We start from the raw sequence: 17,093 nt of genomic DNA on the forward strand, positions 1-17,093 counted from the left end.
GCCCGCGCTTCACACACGTGAACTGCGGGCGACACCCACGGCGTGGGCGCCATTCTGCACAAACAGCGTGACTTGCGGCCCGCCGGATGCCGAGCGGGCGTGCCGTGCCACCAGAGCCGTCAACACGGGCCAGGCCGCGCCTGCGGCAAACAGGTGCTTGAGGCTGTGGCCCGACACCGCCTGGTAGGTAGCGTCGAACACCGCGTGGTCTGCCGCCTCAAACAACTTGGCCATGGCATACAGGCCGATGACCGCGCCCAGGTGCACCGCCAGCGCGCCATCGCGCCGGGGCAGACAGGCGAGCGCCAATACCACCAGCATGCCGCCCAGTTGCACTACGGCCCAGGGCATCAGGTTGCCGGTGTGTGCCCACCACAGCACGGCCAACGGCCCCGCCAGCAGCACCGCCCCCGCCATGGCCCAGCCTGCCCGTTCGCTCACGCGGCTGGCCGCCAGCCCCAGCAGTCCTGCAAACGGCAGCACCATGCCCAGCCGGTCCCACAGCAGGCCCGCATCCTGGGGTTGCCAGTGGTAAACGCTGGAGCCCACGGCCGTACACAGCAGCCCCGCAAAAAACAGGGCGGCCAGCGCGCGCGAGGCGGGATCCAGCGCTCCTGGCGCCAACCGGCGCAGCGCCCACAGGCCCCACACCCCTGCGATGGCAAACGGCAGATTGCTGAGTACATCCACCGCGCAAGGAATGCCCCACAGCGCCCGCTGGTCGGCAAAGCCATGCTGGTGTGCGCTGGCGGGCAGCACCGGGCCGAACAACGCCAGCGCCAGCAACGCGACCGCGCCCAGCAAGAGAGCTATTTCAGCGCGGGTCGCGGGCATGTGGCGCAGGGTGGGGAGAGAAATCAGAGAGGTCATGGTCGTCGCATCCGTGGATGAGTGGGGATTGCCGCGCAGTGTGTTCAGCCGCAGTCACCCGGACACCAGAAAGTCGCTCAGAGGGCTACCAAAGACACCTCAGGTATTGATAATTGATACCAAGGAGCCAAAGCCCATGAGCACGACCGCCGACCTCGTCACCGCCCTGAAGAAGGAACTCAAGACCGCGCAGATGACCTACGCCGACCTGGCGTTGGCATTGGGCATGGCCGAGTCCAGCGTCAAGCGCATGCTGGCCAAGGGCGACATGCCGCTGTCGCGCATCGACGCCATCTGCCGCGCACTGGCGCTGGACTTTGCCGATCTGGCGCGGCGTGTGGCCGACGAACAGCCGCTGTTGAAAGAGCTGACGCAAGAGCAGGAAAAAGCCGTGGTGGGCGACAAGAAACTGCTGCTGATGGCGATTTGCGTGCTCAGCCAATGGACGCTGGAGCAGGTGACCACCGCCTACCGCCTCACCGAGGCCGAGGGCATCAAGTACCTCGCACAGCTCGACCGCATCGGCATCATCGAGCTGCGGCCACTGAACCGCTACCGCCTCAAGCTGGCCAAGACCTTTCGCTGGCGCCCGCATGGCCCGGTGATGAACTACTTTCGCGACCACGCGTTGTTGGACTACTTCGCGGGCGGCTTTGACGGCGCGGGCGAAGGCGTGCTGCTGGTGCACGGCAACATCAGCCGCAGCCTGGCCCCTGCGTTCATGGAGCGCATGCAGCGCGTGGCCCAGGACTTTGCCCAGCAGCACCTGGCCGACCAGAAGCTGCCCGACCGCGAGCGCGAGGGCTACACCTTGCTGCTGGCGATGCGCAGCTGGGAGTTTGAGGCGTTTGCGTCCATGCGGCGCTGATTTACTCTTTTTTTGATAGCTATCAGCGCTTTACCCAAAAGCGCTAGATGCCAAAACACCCTGAATTCATGAGTTGAGCACAGCGCCAGCAGCTGTGCTGTGCCACCCCTACTTGACGCAACAAACAGAAAATACTATTCTTTAAATAACAAATTTTGTTTATTTAAAGATAGTCAAATGAAAACCACCCGCCAGCAACAAGACGCCACGCGCCGCCAGATCGTGGCCAGCGCGGTGGACCTCATGACCCGCCAGGGCTTTGACGGCACGACGATGAAAGACATCGCGCGTGCAGCAGGCATTGGCGACGCCACGATCTACAAGTACTTCCCCACCAAGGACCGCATCGTGCTCGGCTACCTGGACGATGTGGTCCACCAGGCGCTGGCCGAAACCCTGCAGACGCCAGGCTTCGCGGGCTATCAGCTGCAGGAAAAGCTGCAGCGCCTGACCGACGCCGTGCTGGAGCGCCTGCTGGCCGACCGCGAATTTGTGGCCCAGGTGCGCAGTCTGGCGCGGCGCTCGCCGCTGTCGATGCTGGCCGAGCCCCTGGCGGCGCGCCAGAGCCTGCGCGAGGCCGTCGCCAGCTTTCTCGAAGCGGCAGAGGCCAGTGGCGAAATCGAGCCCTGCGACTTCAAAGGCATGGCGGGTGGGCTCTACACCGACTACCTGGCCGGTGTGGTGACCTACTGGCTGGCCGACACCTCCGACGAATTTGCCGACACCGCGCAGCTGGTGGACCTTTCGCTGGGTGTGCTGGTGCAGGCACTGCGTGGCGGGCTCGTCAATCGCGTGCTGCAACTGGGCGGCTTTGTGCTGCGCAGCCAGATGGCCCGCATGGTTCAACACAGCAGCGGCCTCATGGGGATGCTGCAGCTGGCCAAGCAGGCCATGGCCAGCGCGCCCTACAGCACTCCCCAGGCACACCAGGCCCACACGGCAAACGCCGGTTCACCCGCAGCGCCAGAGCCTTCCAAGCCGCCCCGTACGCCGCGCAAACCACGCGCAGCCAGCCCGGTCCCGCCCCCCAGCACCACCGGCAAGCCCGCCGCCACGCCACGCAAGAGGAAGTCCGCATGACCACCGCCCCCACCGTGCGCGAAACGCAGGTGCCCGCAGGCACCGCCATCCATGCAAGCTTGCCCGGCGCCCATTTTTTTGATGCCTACGAGGTGGCTGACGGCCAGCCATCCCGCACCGCCCTGCAGGCCTGGCTGGACGTGGTGGCCCGCACCCCGCGCTGGACACAAATGCTCATGACCGTGCGCAACAAGCTGGTGCGGCTGGTGGGCCTGAAGGACCTGGGGCAACTGCACGATGGGTACCCGCCCGCCAGCGGCAGATCGCTGCGCGAGGCCAGCAGCTACCGTGTGGGCGACCGCGTGGGCATCTTCCGCATCCGCCACCTGAGCGATACCGAAGTCGTGATGGGCCAGGACGACAGGCACCTCGACGTGCAGGTTGCACTGACCAAGCACAGCGGACGGACCGAGACCTCTGGGCCGCCGACCATGGTGCTCAGCACCGTGGTGCACATCCACAACACGCTCGGGCATGCCTACATGGCGGTGGTGACACCCTTTCACCGCCGCATCGCACGGGCCATGGTGCAACGCCTGGCAGACCATGGCACGCACTGAACCGCCGCGCACCGGCCGCCTGGCGCGCGGCACCATCACGGGCATCGCTGCCGCGCGCATTGGGATGGCCCAGCTGGGGCACCGCGTGCGCACGCCATCTGCCCAAGCACAGGCCGACCACGAAGCCGCCCTCGGCCGCATCCTCTTTGGCGCGCTGGGCCAGTTGCGGGGCTCGGCGCTCAAGGTGTCGCAGTTGCTCAGCTTGCACCCCGGCCTGCTGCCCGACGGTGTGCGGCAAGAGCTGGCGCGCGCCCACCACCAGGCCCCACCACTCAACCGCGCGCTGGTGGGCCGCGTGTTCCGCCAAGCTTTCGGGCAGGAGCCCGAGGCACTGTTTGAACACTTCGAACCCACCGCCTTCGCCGCCGCCAGCCTGGGCCAGGTGCACCGCGCGCAGCTGGCAGGCCACGGCACGGTGGCCGTGAAGGTGCAGTACCCCGGCATCGCCGCCACCATCACCAGCGACATGCAGCTCATGCGCGCCGCGCTGCGCGCCCTGGCCCATACCGACATGCCGCTGCCCGCCAACACCGTGGTGGACAGCGTGATGACCGAGATCGAGGCCACGCTGCTGCGCGAGGTGGATTACCTGCAGGAGGCCGAACAACTGCAGTGGTTCGCAGAGCACGCGGCGCTGCCAGGCGTGGTGCTGGCCCAGCCCATCCTGTCGCACACCCGGGCCCAGGTGCTCACACAGCAGTTTCTGCCGGGCCAGCACCTGCAGGCGTGGCTGGCCACAGAGCCCACGCAGGCACAACGCGACCTGGCAGGGCAGCACCTGTGGGACTGGTTCATGCACTGCCTCTTTGTGCTGGGCCGAGTGCACGCCGATCCGCACCCGGGCAATTTCTTGTTCGCACCCGATGGCACCGTGGGCGTGCTGGACTTTGGCTGCACGCGCAGCCTGTCGGAGCACTTTCGCACCCAGGTGACAAAAGCATGGTCCGCACTGCTGCGCCCTCCCACCGACCCACAGCGAGACGCGCTGGTGCTGCAAGCCTACCAGGCACTCGGACTCGTCAACGCCAGCCTCACCGTGCCGGCCTACACCGCCGAACTCGCGCCCGCACTGGCTGACATGCAGGCCTGGCAGATGGAGCCCTTCACGCAACCGGTTTTCGATTTTGGCGTCAAGACGCCGCCACCCATCACCGCCGGACGGCACCAGCGCATGCTGGGCGAGCACCTGGTGCAGGTGCCCGGCGAGATGCCCGCGTTTGAGCGCATGTGGATGGGCCTCATGCACCTGCTTACGGGGCTGGGCGCGCGTGTCCACACGCATTGCCCCGCCCTTCTTCCTTCATAGGACCCCACCCACATGACCTCCCTGACCTCCCCCTCCCCACGCTCTACGGCCATACCGCTTCGCAACCGCTGGAAGGGCCAGTGGATGCTGGCCGTGGCGGTGCTGCACACGCTGTATGCGGCCGTCGTGTTTCCGACCCAGCTGCAAGAGATCGTGCAGCGCGGCGTTTTCAACAGCGTACAAAAAGACCCGGCCGTGGGCGCCGTGGTCTGGTTTGTATTGTTCGGCGTGTTGTTCGCGTTGCTGGGCTGGGCCATCCTGCTGGCCGAACGCAACGCTGCCCTGGCGCCCGTTCCTTTGCGCGGGCTGGGTGCCGGGTTGCTGGCACTCACGGTGCTGGGCATTGTGCTCATGCCTTCCTCCGGTTTCTGGCTGGCGCTGCCGCCCGCGCTCGCCCTGTGCTGGCCCCAAAGCGCTGAAGGCGAAAAAGGCGGTTGATGCGCTGCGTCTGCACCTTCCACGGCCATCCTGATTGAACTAGAAACTGTCCATGAATACTGCGCTGGTACTGGCAGCCGGGGGCCTCGCCCTGGTGGGTGTTGCGCACTCGGTGCTGGGTGAATTGCTGGTGTTTCGCGCCCTGCGCACAGAGGGCATCGTGCCCACCGGCGGACGGCCCGTGCTGCGGGAGTGGCAGGTGCGCATTCTGTGGGGCACCTGGCACCTGGCCACCGTGCTGGGCTGGGCCCTGAGCGCCTTGATGTGGCGCCTGGGGACCGCGCCCGTGGACGCGGACCTGGGAGCCTGGGTGGCCGATGTGGCCGGGGTCGCCACGCTGGCCAGCGGCGTGCTGGTGTTCTATGCCACTGAGGGCCGACACCCGGCCTGGTTTGCCCTGCTCGTGGTGGCGGCGCTGGTGTGGTGGCGCTGAAGGGCCGCACCACGTTCACGTGGGTGGGCAGCTTGCCGGAAGTGTGAGAAAAATCACGGAAACCGCGGCTGCTCCTGCTGCAGGAAACACAACTTCACAAGACTTCGCAATTCGCCTACACCGGCTTGACGCAGCATCTGCACCATGAAGTCTCCGGTTCCGCAAGGAATCATTCTGAGGAGATCACCATGGCCCGCAATGCACTCGCCGCTGTTTCCATCGCCTTGCTGTCTCTGGGCGCCGCAACGGTGGCGCAGGCACAGACCAGCGCCACCGTTGTCATCCAGTCGGGGCAGCCCCACCACTACCAGGCGCCAGCGCCCATGGCGGTGCAATACGGCCCACCACCGCCCCCCCGCCATGAAGTGGCGCCCCGCCCTCGGCACAACATGGTGTGGGTGCCCGGCTATTGGGATTGGCGCGGCCACCGCCATGTCTGGGTCCAGGGCCACTGGGTGAAGGCGCGCCCTGGTTACTACTACCGCGAGCCGCGCTGGGTGGAACACGGCGGCCGGTGGGACCTGCGCCCCGGCCGCTGGGACCGTGATGGCGACGGCATCCCCAACCGCTATGACCGTGACCGCGATGGTGATGGTGTTCCCAACCGCTACGACCGCGATCACCACGACCGAGACCGCGATGGCGTGTCCAACCGCTACGACCGCGACCGTGACGGAGACGGCGTTCCCAATCGGCACGACCGCCGCCCGGACAACCCCTACCGCAATTGAACGATTGAACGATTGAACAGCTGAAGGAGCGCGGAGGCTCGCAAGCCCCGCGCCCACTCCCCCCTTTGGCCTACGCCCGCCCCCGCTGAGCACCTACGTGGCGCCGCGCACCAGGCCGCCACCATGCAAAGACCGCTTCCACCAGGAATCACCCCGGAGACCACCATGACCCGCCAAACACTGACCGCAGCCGCCATCGCCCTGATGGCACTGCTGCCCCTCGTACCGACACACGCGGCCATCCAGGGCACCGTCGTTATTCAGTCCGACCAGCCACAGCGTGGGTACCAGCCCACGCAGACCTACCAGGTGATTCCCGCGCCCCCACCGCCACGGTACGAAGCCGTGCCGCGCCCACGCCGTGGCCAGGTGTGGGAACAAGGCCATTGGGAATGGCGCGGCAACCGCCACCGCTGGGTGAAGGGCCACTGGGTACAAGCGCGCAGCGGCTACCAGTACCGGCAGCCCCAATGGGTGGAACGCGATGGCCGCTGGGAAATGCAGCGGGGCCGCTGGGACAGTGACGGTGACGGCATTGCCGACCGCAACGACCGGGACCGCGATGGCGATGGCATCTCCAACCGCAATGACCGTGATCGCGACGGTGACGGCGTGTCCAACCGCCGCGACAGCCAGCCGGACAACCCGCGCCGCAACTGATCTGCCGCGTTCCACGATCCTCGAAACGGTTCAGTCGAATTTCACCTCGGCGCGACCGACACCAGGAAAGTCGGCAACCACCACCGTGCCCGGCGCCACCATCACGGTGCCGGTGCAGGACCCCGTGGTCACCCACTGCCCTGCGCGCAGCCCTCCCAGGCTGCGCGCGCCTTCGTTGGCCAGCCACACCAGCAGCCGCAGCGGGTCACCTGCCGGGTTGCCCCAGGTGGCGTGCTGCACGGCCACCGATCCGTTCACCGAAAGGCTGACCCCTTGCACCAGGGGCTGCACCGAAGCCACATCGGTCAAACCCGAACCCACGATCAGCGCCCCATGGCAGGCCTGGTCGGCCAAGCGACTCCACTCCCCTTGTTGTGCCCAGGCGGCAAAGCGCGTGTCGCACACCTCAATGGCGGCACGCACCGACACCATGGCGGCCAGCACCTCGGCCGCGCTGTAGTGCGTGGCGCGTGCGGGCAGGTCTGCGCCCAGTTCGTACACCAGCTCCGCCTCCACCCCCATCACGGCAAAGCCTGTGGCCGACAAGTTGACCTCCTGGCCAGGCTGCTCCACCCACACCGAGTCGCGGGTCAGCGCCGCACGCGCGGGTTGGGCCTGGGGCGACGCGGCGCCCACTTTCCATCCCGCGACCTCGCCGCGCTCACGCACTACGGCGTCCTGCACGGCGTAGGCCTCGGCCGCATCGCGAGGGCGCAATGCAACGGGCAGATCCAGCGGCCGGGGCGTGCGTCCCTGGCGCGCCATGGTGATCACGGCGGCGCTGGCGAAGGGGTCAAAGGCGGTATCGGGCATGGGAAAAGCGTCCTGGGGGTGGGTCAAATCGCCGGATTATGGCGACTCCATGTCGCCGCCAGCATCAGCAACGATTGCCGCCCATTAGCCGCCCCAAACACCCCACCGCCGCCCGCACCCTCCTAGAATGGCCCCCGCAGGAGAGCACGGCAGGCCACAAGGCCCACCGCTGCACCGAAGGCGCAAACTCCCATACACGCTCAGGTCCCGTACTGCACCATTTATCAAAGCCGTCTGGAGAGCCGCCCCAACCTGTCAGCAGCGTTGTGGCGCACCGAAGGAGCAAACCGCGCGCCATGTGGGCTGGGTGGTGAATCTCTCAGGTACCAAGGACAGGGGGAGCGGCAGCTTGGCGGACGCGCGCTGGCTGCTTGCTATTTAATTAATAGCTGCCAACGCACATCCATCAAGCGCTGAACCCTTAAAAGGCTTCAAAAATGCGCGTAATCGTTTTGGGCGCCGGCTTGCTCGGCGTGACTTCGGCTTATTTCCTGCAACAACTTGGCCATGAGGTCACGGTCATCGACCGCCAGGGCACGCCCGGCGCCGAGACCAGCTTTGCCAACGGCGGCCAGATCTCGGTGAGCCACGCCGAGCCCTGGGCCAACCCCAGCGCGCCGCTCAAGGTGCTGCAGTGGTTGGGCAAGGAGGATGCGCCCCTGCTGTTCCGCATCCGCGCCGACATGCGCCAGTGGCTGTGGGGCCTGTCCTTTTTGCGTAACTGCACGCCAGCGCGCACGCGCCACAACATCGAGCAAATCGTGCGCCTGGGCACCTACAGCCGCGACACGCTGCAGCAGCTGCGCGCGGCAACCGGCCTCCAGTACGACCAGCGCACGCAGGGCATCCTCCACTTCTATACCAACCAAAAGGAATTCGACGGCGCGCTGGCCCCGGCCGAGCAGATGCGCCAGCTGGGCTGCGAGCGCCAGGTCATCAGCGCCGACGAGGCCGTGCGCCTTGAACCAGCGCTGGCCCACATCCGCCCACAACTGGCGGGCGCCACCTACACGGCCGAGGACGAATCGGGCGATGCCAACCAGTTCACGCGCGAGCTGGCCAAGCTGTGCGAGACGGCGGGCGTGCAGTTCCGCATGGGCCACCACATCACCGCATTGCGTGAAGTGGCTGGCCGCATCGACCACGTGGAAGTGACCAATGCCGAAGGCCGCTTCGAGCGCGTGCGCGGCGATGCGTTTGTGCTGGCCATGGGCTCGTTCAGCCCGCTGCTGGCGCAGCCGCTGGGCATCCAGCTGCCCATCTACCCGGCCAAGGGCTACTCGGTGACGATGCCGGTGAAAGACGCCAGCAAGGCGCACCAAGTGAGCCTGACAGACGACGAGTTCAAGCTCGTGTTCTCGCGCTACACCAGCGAACGCGGCGGTGATCGCCTGCGCATTGCAGGCACGGCCGAGCTGAACGGCTACGACCGCCACCTGAACCAGGTGCGCTGCGAGGCCATCGTGCGGCGTGTGGAGCAGCTCTTCCCTGGCGCGGGCGACGCGAGCCAGGCCCAGTTCTGGAGCGGACTGCGCCCGGCTACACCGAGCAACGTGCCGCTGATCGGCAAGACGAAAGTGGGCAACCTGTTCCTCAACACCGGCCACGGCACGCTGGGCTGGACGCACGCCTGCGGCTCGGGCAAGGCCCTGGCCGACATCGTGAGCGGCCGCGTGCCCGAGGTGGACTTTGCGTTCCAGGGCTTGCAGGGGCGCGCAGCAGGAGCGGCGCTGGTGCCGTCGCGCACCGCGGCCTGAAGCAGCGCGCGGTTGCAGCGAGGCAGCGCTGCAACCGCCGCGAAAGCCCGCGCTTACTTGGCCGCGCCCGTGGCGTGCGCCACAAACTGCGCCACGGCCAGCATGTCCTTTTCGCTCATGCGCTCGGCATACGAGGGCATCACGCCGATGCCTGCCTTGAGCGCACGCAGTACACGGCCGGCGTCGGGTTTCAGCTCATCCAGCACCGGGCCCACCTGGCCCTCGGCACCGGCGGCCTGCAGCGTGTGGCACACCGCGCAGGCGGGCTGGATCTTGGTGAACAGCTCCTTGCCGCGCGCCAGCTCGGCCGGCTCGGCGGCCCAGCTGGCACCCGCCCACAGTAACGCTAGCCCTACCAGCAAACCGCCTTGCGGCATCCGATGCCGTCCGATAGCGGCGCGCACCCACGCCAGTGCCACCGTGGAACTGGCTCTGCCAGGCCACGGGTGGCATCCCCCCTTCGGGGGGAAGGCGCAAAGCGCCTCAGGGGGGAGCGATGTCATGCCACGGTCACGGTGACGGCGTGGTCGCGCCAGCTGGCGTTGTTGTAGCCGCCCAGGTTTTCCTCGCGCTGCTCGGCCTGCACATTGCCCGCCGTGTCGGTGGCGCGGCTCGCCAGCACATGGGTGCCCGCCTCCAGGCGCACGGGCAGCGCAAACTGCCGCCAGGCAAAGGGGCCCAGGTCGGGGCCGATGAGCTTGGCCGCCAACCAGGTCTTGCCGCCATCGGCCGACACCTCCACGCTCTTGATGCCGCGCGTGCCGCCAAAGGCCACGCCATGTACCTGCACCTGTCCGGGCTTGAGTGCGCCTTTGTCCGGCAGCGGCCCATTGATCCAGGACTTGACGCCCATCTCCCACACCGAGGGCTGGTCGGGGCTGGCCTTGCTGCCAGGCGGCGACATGCGGTAGCCATGCGACATGATGCGCGCCTGCGACTGTGCGCTGGTAAACGCCACGCGCTTGACGTACTTGATGTTGTTCACGCCCTGGTAGCCCGGCACCACCAGCCGCAGCGGGCCGCCGTGCGCCAGCGACAGCGGCTCGCCGTTCATCTCCCAGGCCAGCAGTGCGTCGTCCATCGCCTTCACGGGCACCGAGCGCTCCACCAGCACGGTGAGCGGGTCCACACCTTCGGGCAGTTTCTCGCCGCCCGTGCCGGTCAGGTAGGCAGCACCATCGGCCAGCCCGCCCAAGGCGGCCGCCACGTTGCGCAGTGGCACGCCGCTCCAGACCACACAACCGGCAGCGCCCACCGACCAGGGCGTGCCGCTGGGCTTGCTGGGGAAAAAGCCCCGGCCATTGCCCGAGCACTGCAGCACGGTGGCCACGGTTTCCACGCCCAGCGTCTTGAGTTCGGCCAGGGTCAGGCTGCGCGGACTCTTGACCCCTTCGATCGCCACGGTCCAGGCATCGCGGTTGTCCAGGATGGCGGCGTCGGGCGCGGGCAGGTTGTTGCGCACATACAGCTGGTTGGACGGCGTGATGACACTGGTGCCAAACGCGGAGCGACGGGTTTCGAGAGTGCTGCTGCTGTGCACGATCAGCGCATCCGGTGACTTCCATCCTGCATACGCGGGCAGCGGCTTGGCAGCGGCTGCGGCCTGCTGGGCACGCGCACCGCCGGCCCATCCAGCCAGGCCCAGCGCGCTCAGGGCAGCGGCACTTCCGGCCAGCATGTGGCGTCGCGGCAGGGTCATCGAATCTTTCATGGAAACGTCTCCAAATAATGGGATGGACAAAAACTCTTTGTTGCCCCCGCCCACCCGGCAGGCACAGGGGATCGGGCCAGCCCGCATTCTGTGCGGGAGCTCTGCGCGCCGCACGTACGGCTTCGTTAGCAGAAGTAACAAGAACAAAAGATCAGAAACATTCGTACGCAGGTGCGGGGGCCCTGGGCATATTCGCGGTTTGTTTTGGGGAGAGGAACCGCGCAATGAACATCACCAGAAAATCGACCCGCGGCCCGCTGGGACTGCTACTTGGCTTATGGCTGTGTTGCAGCGCCGCCCAGGCCCAGCTGACGGCCATCGTGGCCGTGGAGCCCACGGCCCGCAAGGCGGCGCACTCCATCCTGCGCACCTCCGCCGAATCGGGCCTGTCGAAGGCAGCTGGCCAGCCCGTGGCACTGACCACCAGCGACGACCTGGCCGACGTGATGCGCGCCACGCGCAGCGCGGGATATGACATCTTCATCGGCCCTGCCCAGGTGGCTGCGTCCGCGTTGCAACGCGGCTACGAGCTGGTGGGCGCCACGCACAAATCGGACAGATACCTGCTGGTCGGGCTGCAGCAGATCGCTGCGGTGCCTGCCATGAAAGGCCGACGGCTCTACCTGCCCCAGCAGGATTCGGTCTACACCTACATGGCGCGCGGCATGCTCAATGAGGCGGGGCTGTCGTTCCAGGACCTGCGCGCAGTGCAGTACGAGAAATTTCCCCAGGCCGGCCTGACAGCCCTGACTCTGGGCACGGCGGATGCCACTGTGGTGCGCGAGGACGACTGGGCCGAATGGTCGGCAGCGCACCCCGGCCTTGCGCGGGTGCTGGCTACATCGCAGCCGGTGCCAGGCGGGTTCTCCATCGTGGTGAAAAAAGACCTGCCGGCGGATGCGCGCAACAAGCTGGCCCAGTGGTTCAGCGCGTCGTCCTCCGCCAGCGGCCTGCCGCCAGCCTCCGTGCGCCCGGAGGCCGTTGAGTACCGACGTGTGGCCGAGCTGGGGCTGTTCACCCCCACGAGCCTGCCTGGGGTGAAGCGCATCACTGCGCGCGAGGCCCAGACCCTGCTGGTGCAGGGCGCCACGCTGGTGGACACCCGCACCGAGAAGGAATTCAAGACCAAGCGCATCCGGGGCGCCGTGTTTGCAGCGTATGTGGAAAAGAGCCTCAAGGACGTGGCCTTCAATGCCGCACAGGATGATTTCCAGGCGCTGGACAAGCTTCAGGGCCTGGACAAGGCCAAGCCGGTAATTTTTGCGTGCAATGGCGCCGAATGCTGGAAGTCCTACAAAGCTGCCAAGGTGGCCACAGCCAAGGGGTTCCAGTCGGTGTACTGGCTGCGGGGGGGACTGCCCGAGTGGGACGAAACGGGCCTCCCGACCGAAGGTGGCTAGGAGCCAGCGCAGGGTCTCTGGCCCCTGTCCTTACAATTGGTCGCTTCTCAACACCCAAGGGCGCGCAAGGCGCCCTTTGTATGGAAATAGCAATACTGTTCGCCCTCATCCTTCTCAACGGCCTGTTTGCCATGTCCGAGATCGCTCTGGTCACGGCCCGCAAAGCCCGGTTGCAAAAGCTGATTGATGAGGGCGATAGCGGCGCCGCCGCTGCCGTGAAGCTGGGCGAAGACCCCACGCGTTTTCTCTCCACCATCCAGATCGGCATCACATCGATTGGCGTGCTGAACGGTATCGTGGGTGAGGCCGCCTTGGCTGGGCCCCTGGCGCTGTGGCTTGAAGCACTGGGCGTTCCCATGCCTTTTGGCAGCTACGCGGCCACCGGCCTGGTGGTGGTGCTGATCACGTATTTCTCCATCGTGGTGGGTGAACTGGTGCCCAAGCGCATCGGCCAGTCGTACCCCGAGACCTTTGCCCGCCTGGTGGCGCGGCCCATCAACTTTCTGGCGCTGGCAACCAAGCCGTTTGTGCTGCTGCTGTCCACCTCCACGCGCACGCTGCTGCGTCTGATGGGTGTGAAGGAAACCAGCGGCAGCCCGGTGACCGAAGAAGAGATCCACGCCATGCTGGTGGAAGGCACCACTGCGGGCGTGATCGAATCGCACGAGCACACCATGGTGCGCAATGTGTTCCGCCTGGACGACCGTCAGATCGGCTCGCTGATGGTGCCGCGTGGTGATGTGGTGTGTCTGGATATGGATGCGTCGTTTGAAGACAACCTCAAATGCATCGAAGAATCCGACCACGCACGCTTTCCGGTGGTGCGCGGCGGCATGGACAACATCCTGGGCGTGATCAACGCGCGCCAGTGGCTGTCGCGCACGCTGCGCGACAAGGCGCGCGGCGGTCTGGCCGACCAGCCGCTGCAGACAGCGCTGTATGTGCCCGAAACCATCACGGGCATGGAGCTGCTGGACAACTTCCGCCTGTCGGACGTGCACATGGCGTTTGTCATCGACGAATACGGTGAGGTGCAGGGCATCGTCACGCTGCAGGACCTGATCGAGGCCATCACCGGCGAGTTTCAGCCGCGCGACCCGGAGACCTCCTGGGCGCTGCAGCGCGAGGACGGCAGCTGGTTGCTGGACGGACACATCCCCGTGCCCGAGCTGAAAGACCGCCTGAACCTGGATGCCGTGCCCGAGGAGGAACGCGGCCGCTACCACACGCTCAGCGGCATGATCATGCTGCTGACTGGCCGCCTGCCCAAGGTGACCGACACCGTGCAGTGGGAGGACTGGAAGCTGGAAGTGGTGGACATGGATGGCAAGACCATCGACAAGATCCTGGCCACACGCCTGACCCCCGAGGAAAAGGCCGAAGCAGACGACAACGGCGCGGGCTGACCTGGCCCCTCCATGGGGCACCGTCTCCGCCAGGGCCCGCCCTGGCGTTCTCTGCGGGCAAAGCGGCTCAGCCGCTCAGCGGGCGTGCGGGTCGTCGTCAACGAAAACGGTGAGCACCCCGGTGTAACCATACAAGTGGTGGTGCGCAATTTCTCCACCGGCAAAGAACCCGGCCAGCGGCACGTCACCCAGCGCGTGGCGCACGATCTGCAGCTCGGCGCTGGGCCCGCCAAAATGCGGGCCGCCGCGGCCCGAGCAGCTCACATAGATAGCCCCACAGATTCGCCGCCCTGCCTGGGGCGCCGCGCTGGCGCCTGAGGCGCTGTTGGCAGCGGCCATCTCGCCATCCGCGCTGGACGACGACACCAGCGACGCGGGCTCCAGCTCTTCGGGCGAGAGTTCTTCGCGGATCTCGGCGCAGATGCGCATGAGGTCGGCACGTGCCGCTGCCACGTTGCGCTGACAGAACGCCAGGTGCATGCCCGGCTCCACATGGTCGGCCAGGGCCACGCCCCGGCGGCTGCCGTCCAGCCCCACGATGTGGCGCACGCGTGTGTCGGTACCAAAGTGGCCCGTGCGGCGCTGGCCCTGGGGCTGCTCGCCCGCGCTGACCAGCCCGGCCAGCGTGGCGCGCACCTTGCGCAGCGCGGGCTGCGGGTCGCCACCATCCAGCGACACCTGCAGCGTATCGAGCAGCACGTCCAGCGCGGGCTCGCCATCGAGCGCGAGCACCACGTTGTCCTGCGCGGCGGTGATCGTGCGCAGCGCGCCCACGGGCTGGCAGCCCTGCGTAACGCGCGACACCAGCGCCACCCCGGCACCAAACGCCACGCCCGACAGGCCACCGTCAAACACCCCGCTGGCACCGCCCTGCCCGGCCATGTTGCCGTCGCCACCCACGGCAAACTGCACACTGCTGGTGCGGCTGGCAGAGAGGCCACCAAACAGGTAGCCCGTGTCGGTGCGTGCAGCCATCTCGGTCAGCAACTCGGCCAGTTCGGGCGTGCGGCCATCGGCATGCACCAGGGCGGTATGGGCCACAAACCCACTGCCCGGGTGTGGCGCATGCGTGGGCAGCGGCGCCACGCCCGAGAACACGCGGTACTGGTCTGCGGGCACATCCAGCAGCATGACCGACAGCGCGGGCTCGTCAAAGTACTCGGCGTTGTTGGCCGACACGCCCACCCCCACGGTGCCGCTCCAGTCGGTGACCTCGGGCAGTTCGCCGCTCAGGTAGTCGAGCAGCGCCTGGGCGTCGTTGCCATAGTGGTCGGTGATGTAGAGCAGGCCCAGGGTGGGCGCAGCAGCGTAGTCGGGCAACGCCATCTGGGCGCGCAGCTGCGCCAGCACCAGCGCGGCGGCCATGCGCCATTGGGGGTGGGTGGCATGGCCAGTGGGAAATAGTTTCATGGTGGTGATCTCCATGCCAGGGCGGTGGCGGGCAGATATTGCACCACCTGCGGGTTGTCACACCCGCCCACGTTGGCGTCAGCCCGCTCGCTTGCGGGCGGCTGGGCTGCGGGTGCTGCTGCTGGCCTTCTTGGCGGCGGGTTTTGCCGGGGTTTTGCGGGCTGCAGGCTTCTTGGCAGCGGTGGTCTTCTTGGCGGTGCCCGATGCAGCGGCGCGCTTGGCACCGCCCTGCATGGTCTGCATGCCCTTGGCGGCAAACTGGCTGGCCATGCCGGTGGCTGTCTTGAGGGCTTCCTTGGCGAGGCCCGTGGCCATGTTCTTGGTGGTGTCGATGGCGGTCTGCTTGGCCGCATCCTTCATGGCGTTGGCGGCGATCTGCTGGAACTGACCGGTGAGTGCGCCCCACCACTGCATGGGGTCCACCACGGTGGGCGCGGCTGCGGCCGATGCCTTGCTGCCTTTTGTTTTGGCCTTGGCAGGCGGGGCGGCGGGTTCGGCGTCATCACCCTCGTCTTCGGCTTCTTCTTCGGCAGCACTCACACGTCCCGTAGCGCGGGCAGCGGCCCCAGCCACAGCCTCGGCGGCGCCCGTCACGGTGTCGGCGGCTTTCTGTACGCCGCTCATCACGGTGTCAGCCGTCTTGAGCTTGAAGGCGTTGGCCACGTCCCCCATGCTGAAGTTCATGCCCTTCAGGGTGGCCAGGGTCATCTTCTGCACTTCCAGCGCCTGGATGGTGGCGGCCAGCGCGCGTGAGTTCTGCTCCAGCCAGAACTGCACGGCCTTGAGTTCGTCGATGCGCTTTTCCAGCTCTTCGACGCTGATGGTGGGCGCCACCCAGTTGCTGAGGTTGGGCAACTGCGGAATGCTGCTGGACGCCCCCTTGGCCAGGCTCTGCAGAAAGTCAAAACCGGGGACAAGTTTGCCGAAACCGAAATTCGATGTATCGCTCATGGCCGCTCCGCAAGAGGTGGACGAGGGTAGTCTGTGGTGGAGTCACAGCTTACTCCAATGCGTTGCGCAGGCGAAGCGGCCGCCGATGCGGAGATGTCAGTGTTTATGCCCATTCATCATGGTGCCTGCGGTGGCGCCACCGGGTGCTGCCGTGCCCACGGGCACGGTGAGGTCGAGCTTGCTTTCCACGCCCTTGGCGTCCTGAAACACCAGGGTGAGTGGCACCGAAGTGCCTTTGGCCAGCGGCGCCTTCAGGTCCAGCAGCATGACGTGGTAGCCACCGGGCTTGAGCTCCACCGTCTTACCCGCAGGCAGGTCAAGCGCAGGCACGGCGCGCATCTTCATGATGTCGTCTTCCATCTTCATCTCGTGCACTTCGGTGATGCCCGCAGCGGGCGACTCGGCGCGCACCAGGCGGGCGCCGTCCTGGGCGGTGAGGCGCATGAACGCACCGGTGGCCTTCTGGCCCTGCACGCTGGCGCGCGCCCAAGCACCTTCGACTTTGACGGCAGCGGTCTGTGCCCATGCGGGGGTGCTGGCGAGTACAGCGGCCAGCGTGGAAACCAGGGCGGCAGTGTGAAGCAGTTTTTTCATGATGGATGCCTTTCGGTGAGTGAGAGAACGAGAAGAAGAGAAGAAGAGAAGAAGAGAAGAAGGGAAGAGGGACGGGAAAGGGAGAACAGGCCGTGGGCCGGACTA

Annotated in this window: 18 protein-coding genes and 1 riboswitch; of the genes, 11 read left to right on the forward strand and 7 right to left on the reverse strand. The window is 66.8% G+C overall.

Features of this window, described 5'->3' with window-relative positions; translation table 11 throughout:
• Positions 1–9: 9 nt before the first annotated feature.
• Complete coding sequence (locus LPA35_RS22520; RefSeq protein WP_228899119.1) at positions 10–870, reverse strand: hypothetical protein; 861 nt, start codon at positions 868–870, stop codon at positions 10–12.
• A gap of 136 nt (positions 871–1,006) precedes the next feature.
• On the opposite strand from LPA35_RS22520, the gene LPA35_RS22525 reads away from it, so the two are divergent.
• The 8 genes from LPA35_RS22525 (at position 1,007) to LPA35_RS22560 (ending at position 6,946) form a co-directional block, all read left to right on the forward strand.
• Entirely contained in the window at positions 1,007–1,738 is a 732-nt protein-coding gene (locus LPA35_RS22525) for a helix-turn-helix transcriptional regulator (RefSeq protein ID WP_055401999.1), read from the forward strand.
• Positions 1,739–1,915: 177 nt separating this feature from the next.
• Positions 1,916–2,818, forward strand: a complete 903-nt coding sequence (locus LPA35_RS22530) for a TetR/AcrR family transcriptional regulator (protein WP_228899120.1) — start codon at positions 1,916–1,918, stop codon at positions 2,816–2,818.
• Positions 2,815–3,378 (forward strand): DUF2867 domain-containing protein, encoded by a 564-nt coding sequence (locus tag LPA35_RS22535; protein WP_228899123.1) that lies wholly within the window; start codon positions 2,815–2,817, stop codon positions 3,376–3,378. Before LPA35_RS22530 ends, LPA35_RS22535 begins: the two co-directional genes overlap by 4 nt.
• Positions 3,365–4,684: an AarF/ABC1/UbiB kinase family protein gene (locus LPA35_RS22540; protein WP_228899125.1), complete on the forward strand. Its 1,320-nt coding sequence runs from the start codon at positions 3,365–3,367 to the stop codon at positions 4,682–4,684. Before LPA35_RS22535 ends, LPA35_RS22540 begins: the two co-directional genes overlap by 14 nt.
• A gap of 12 nt (positions 4,685–4,696) precedes the next feature.
• Positions 4,697–5,122 carry a DUF6463 family protein gene (locus LPA35_RS22545; protein WP_228899127.1) on the forward strand — a complete coding sequence of 142 codons (426 nt, stop codon included), beginning with the start codon at positions 4,697–4,699 and terminating at the stop codon, positions 5,120–5,122.
• A gap of 52 nt (positions 5,123–5,174) precedes the next feature.
• Complete coding sequence (locus tag LPA35_RS22550) at positions 5,175–5,555, forward strand: hypothetical protein (protein ID WP_121508378.1); 381 nt, start codon at positions 5,175–5,177, stop codon at positions 5,553–5,555.
• A gap of 188 nt (positions 5,556–5,743) precedes the next feature.
• The gene (locus LPA35_RS22555) at positions 5,744–6,286 is read left to right on the forward strand and encodes a YXWGXW repeat-containing protein (RefSeq protein WP_228899129.1); all 543 of its coding nucleotides are present in this window, start codon (positions 5,744–5,746) and stop codon (positions 6,284–6,286) included.
• Positions 6,287–6,451: 165 nt separating this feature from the next.
• Positions 6,452–6,946 carry a YXWGXW repeat-containing protein gene (locus tag LPA35_RS22560; RefSeq protein ID WP_121421379.1) on the forward strand — a complete coding sequence of 165 codons (495 nt, stop codon included), beginning with the start codon at positions 6,452–6,454 and terminating at the stop codon, positions 6,944–6,946.
• Positions 6,947–6,976: 30 nt separating this feature from the next.
• Here LPA35_RS22560 and LPA35_RS22565 read toward each other — a convergent pair whose 3' ends face one another.
• Positions 6,977–7,759 carry a 2-keto-4-pentenoate hydratase gene (locus tag LPA35_RS22565; protein ID WP_121421380.1) on the reverse strand — a complete coding sequence of 261 codons (783 nt, stop codon included), beginning with the start codon at positions 7,757–7,759 and terminating at the stop codon, positions 6,977–6,979.
• 224 nt (positions 7,760–7,983) lie between these two features.
• Positions 7,984–8,105: riboswitch (glycine riboswitch) on the forward strand.
• 91 nt (positions 8,106–8,196) lie between these two features.
• On the opposite strand from LPA35_RS22565, the gene LPA35_RS22570 reads away from it, so the two are divergent.
• Complete coding sequence (locus LPA35_RS22570) at positions 8,197–9,516, forward strand: D-amino acid dehydrogenase (RefSeq protein ID WP_228899131.1); 1,320 nt, start codon at positions 8,197–8,199, stop codon at positions 9,514–9,516.
• 53 nt (positions 9,517–9,569) lie between these two features.
• On the opposite strand, the gene LPA35_RS22575 is transcribed toward LPA35_RS22570, so the two are convergent.
• Positions 9,570–9,893 (reverse strand): cytochrome c, encoded by a 324-nt coding sequence (locus LPA35_RS22575; protein WP_055395367.1) that lies wholly within the window; start codon positions 9,891–9,893, stop codon positions 9,570–9,572.
• A 122-nt stretch (positions 9,894–10,015) separates the two neighbouring features.
• Positions 10,016–11,227: a sulfite oxidase gene (locus LPA35_RS22580; RefSeq protein ID WP_228899134.1), complete on the reverse strand. Its 1,212-nt coding sequence runs from the start codon at positions 11,225–11,227 to the stop codon at positions 10,016–10,018.
• 224 nt (positions 11,228–11,451) lie between these two features.
• Between LPA35_RS22580 and LPA35_RS22585 the strand changes: the two genes are divergently transcribed.
• Complete coding sequence (locus tag LPA35_RS22585) at positions 11,452–12,627, forward strand: rhodanese-like domain-containing protein (protein ID WP_228899135.1); 1,176 nt, start codon at positions 11,452–11,454, stop codon at positions 12,625–12,627.
• 80 nt (positions 12,628–12,707) lie between these two features.
• On the forward strand, positions 12,708–14,033 hold the full coding sequence (locus tag LPA35_RS22590) for a hemolysin family protein (RefSeq protein ID WP_055395363.1): 1,326 nt from the start codon (positions 12,708–12,710) through the stop codon (positions 14,031–14,033).
• A 75-nt stretch (positions 14,034–14,108) separates the two neighbouring features.
• Here the strand turns inward: LPA35_RS22590 and LPA35_RS22595 are convergent, their stop codons facing one another.
• From LPA35_RS22595 to LPA35_RS22605, 3 genes are all read right to left on the reverse strand, one after another.
• Entirely contained in the window at positions 14,109–15,443 is a 1,335-nt protein-coding gene (locus LPA35_RS22595; protein ID WP_228899136.1) for an FIST N-terminal domain-containing protein, read from the reverse strand.
• Between the two features lie 78 nt (positions 15,444–15,521).
• The gene (locus LPA35_RS22600; RefSeq protein WP_228899137.1) at positions 15,522–16,394 is read right to left on the reverse strand and encodes a PhaM family polyhydroxyalkanoate granule multifunctional regulatory protein; all 873 of its coding nucleotides are present in this window, start codon (positions 16,392–16,394) and stop codon (positions 15,522–15,524) included.
• A gap of 96 nt (positions 16,395–16,490) precedes the next feature.
• A complete protein-coding gene (locus LPA35_RS22605) occupies positions 16,491–16,988 on the reverse strand; it encodes a copper chaperone PCu(A)C (RefSeq protein ID WP_228899138.1) in 498 nt (165 codons plus the stop codon).
• Positions 16,989–17,093 lie beyond the last annotated feature (105 nt).

Source organism: Acidovorax sp. Leaf73 (assembly GCF_916855635.1).
In the GTDB taxonomy this organism is placed as follows: Bacteria; Pseudomonadota; Gammaproteobacteria; order Burkholderiales; family Burkholderiaceae_C; genus Acidovorax; species Acidovorax facilis.

Bases quoted from the DNA above. Each gene is read 5' to 3' on its own strand.
- LPA35_RS22520 (WP_228899119.1), bottom strand. From the start codon at position 870: ATGACCTCTCTGATTTCTCTCCCCACCCTGCGCCACATGCCCGCGACC.
- LPA35_RS22525 (WP_055401999.1), top strand. From the start codon at position 1,007: ATGAGCACGACCGCCGACCTCGTCACCGCCCTGAAGAAGGAACTCAAG.
- LPA35_RS22530 (WP_228899120.1), top strand. From the start codon at position 1,916: ATGAAAACCACCCGCCAGCAACAAGACGCCACGCGCCGCCAGATCGTG.
- LPA35_RS22535 (WP_228899123.1), top strand. From the start codon at position 2,815: ATGACCACCGCCCCCACCGTGCGCGAAACGCAGGTGCCCGCAGGCACC.
- LPA35_RS22540 (WP_228899125.1), top strand. From the start codon at position 3,365: ATGGCACGCACTGAACCGCCGCGCACCGGCCGCCTGGCGCGCGGCACC.
- LPA35_RS22545 (WP_228899127.1), top strand. From the start codon at position 4,697: ATGACCTCCCTGACCTCCCCCTCCCCACGCTCTACGGCCATACCGCTT.
- LPA35_RS22550 (WP_121508378.1), top strand. From the start codon at position 5,175: ATGAATACTGCGCTGGTACTGGCAGCCGGGGGCCTCGCCCTGGTGGGT.
- LPA35_RS22555 (WP_228899129.1), top strand. From the start codon at position 5,744: ATGGCCCGCAATGCACTCGCCGCTGTTTCCATCGCCTTGCTGTCTCTG.
- LPA35_RS22560 (WP_121421379.1), top strand. From the start codon at position 6,452: ATGACCCGCCAAACACTGACCGCAGCCGCCATCGCCCTGATGGCACTG.
- LPA35_RS22565 (WP_121421380.1), bottom strand. From the start codon at position 7,759: ATGCCCGATACCGCCTTTGACCCCTTCGCCAGCGCCGCCGTGATCACC.
- LPA35_RS22570 (WP_228899131.1), top strand. From the start codon at position 8,197: ATGCGCGTAATCGTTTTGGGCGCCGGCTTGCTCGGCGTGACTTCGGCT.
- LPA35_RS22575 (WP_055395367.1), bottom strand. From the start codon at position 9,893: ATGCCGCAAGGCGGTTTGCTGGTAGGGCTAGCGTTACTGTGGGCGGGT.
- LPA35_RS22580 (WP_228899134.1), bottom strand. From the start codon at position 11,227: ATGAAAGATTCGATGACCCTGCCGCGACGCCACATGCTGGCCGGAAGT.
- LPA35_RS22585 (WP_228899135.1), top strand. From the start codon at position 11,452: ATGAACATCACCAGAAAATCGACCCGCGGCCCGCTGGGACTGCTACTT.
- LPA35_RS22590 (WP_055395363.1), top strand. From the start codon at position 12,708: ATGGAAATAGCAATACTGTTCGCCCTCATCCTTCTCAACGGCCTGTTT.
- LPA35_RS22595 (WP_228899136.1), bottom strand. From the start codon at position 15,443: ATGAAACTATTTCCCACTGGCCATGCCACCCACCCCCAATGGCGCATG.
- LPA35_RS22600 (WP_228899137.1), bottom strand. From the start codon at position 16,394: ATGAGCGATACATCGAATTTCGGTTTCGGCAAACTTGTCCCCGGTTTT.
- LPA35_RS22605 (WP_228899138.1), bottom strand. From the start codon at position 16,988: ATGAAAAAACTGCTTCACACTGCCGCCCTGGTTTCCACGCTGGCCGCT.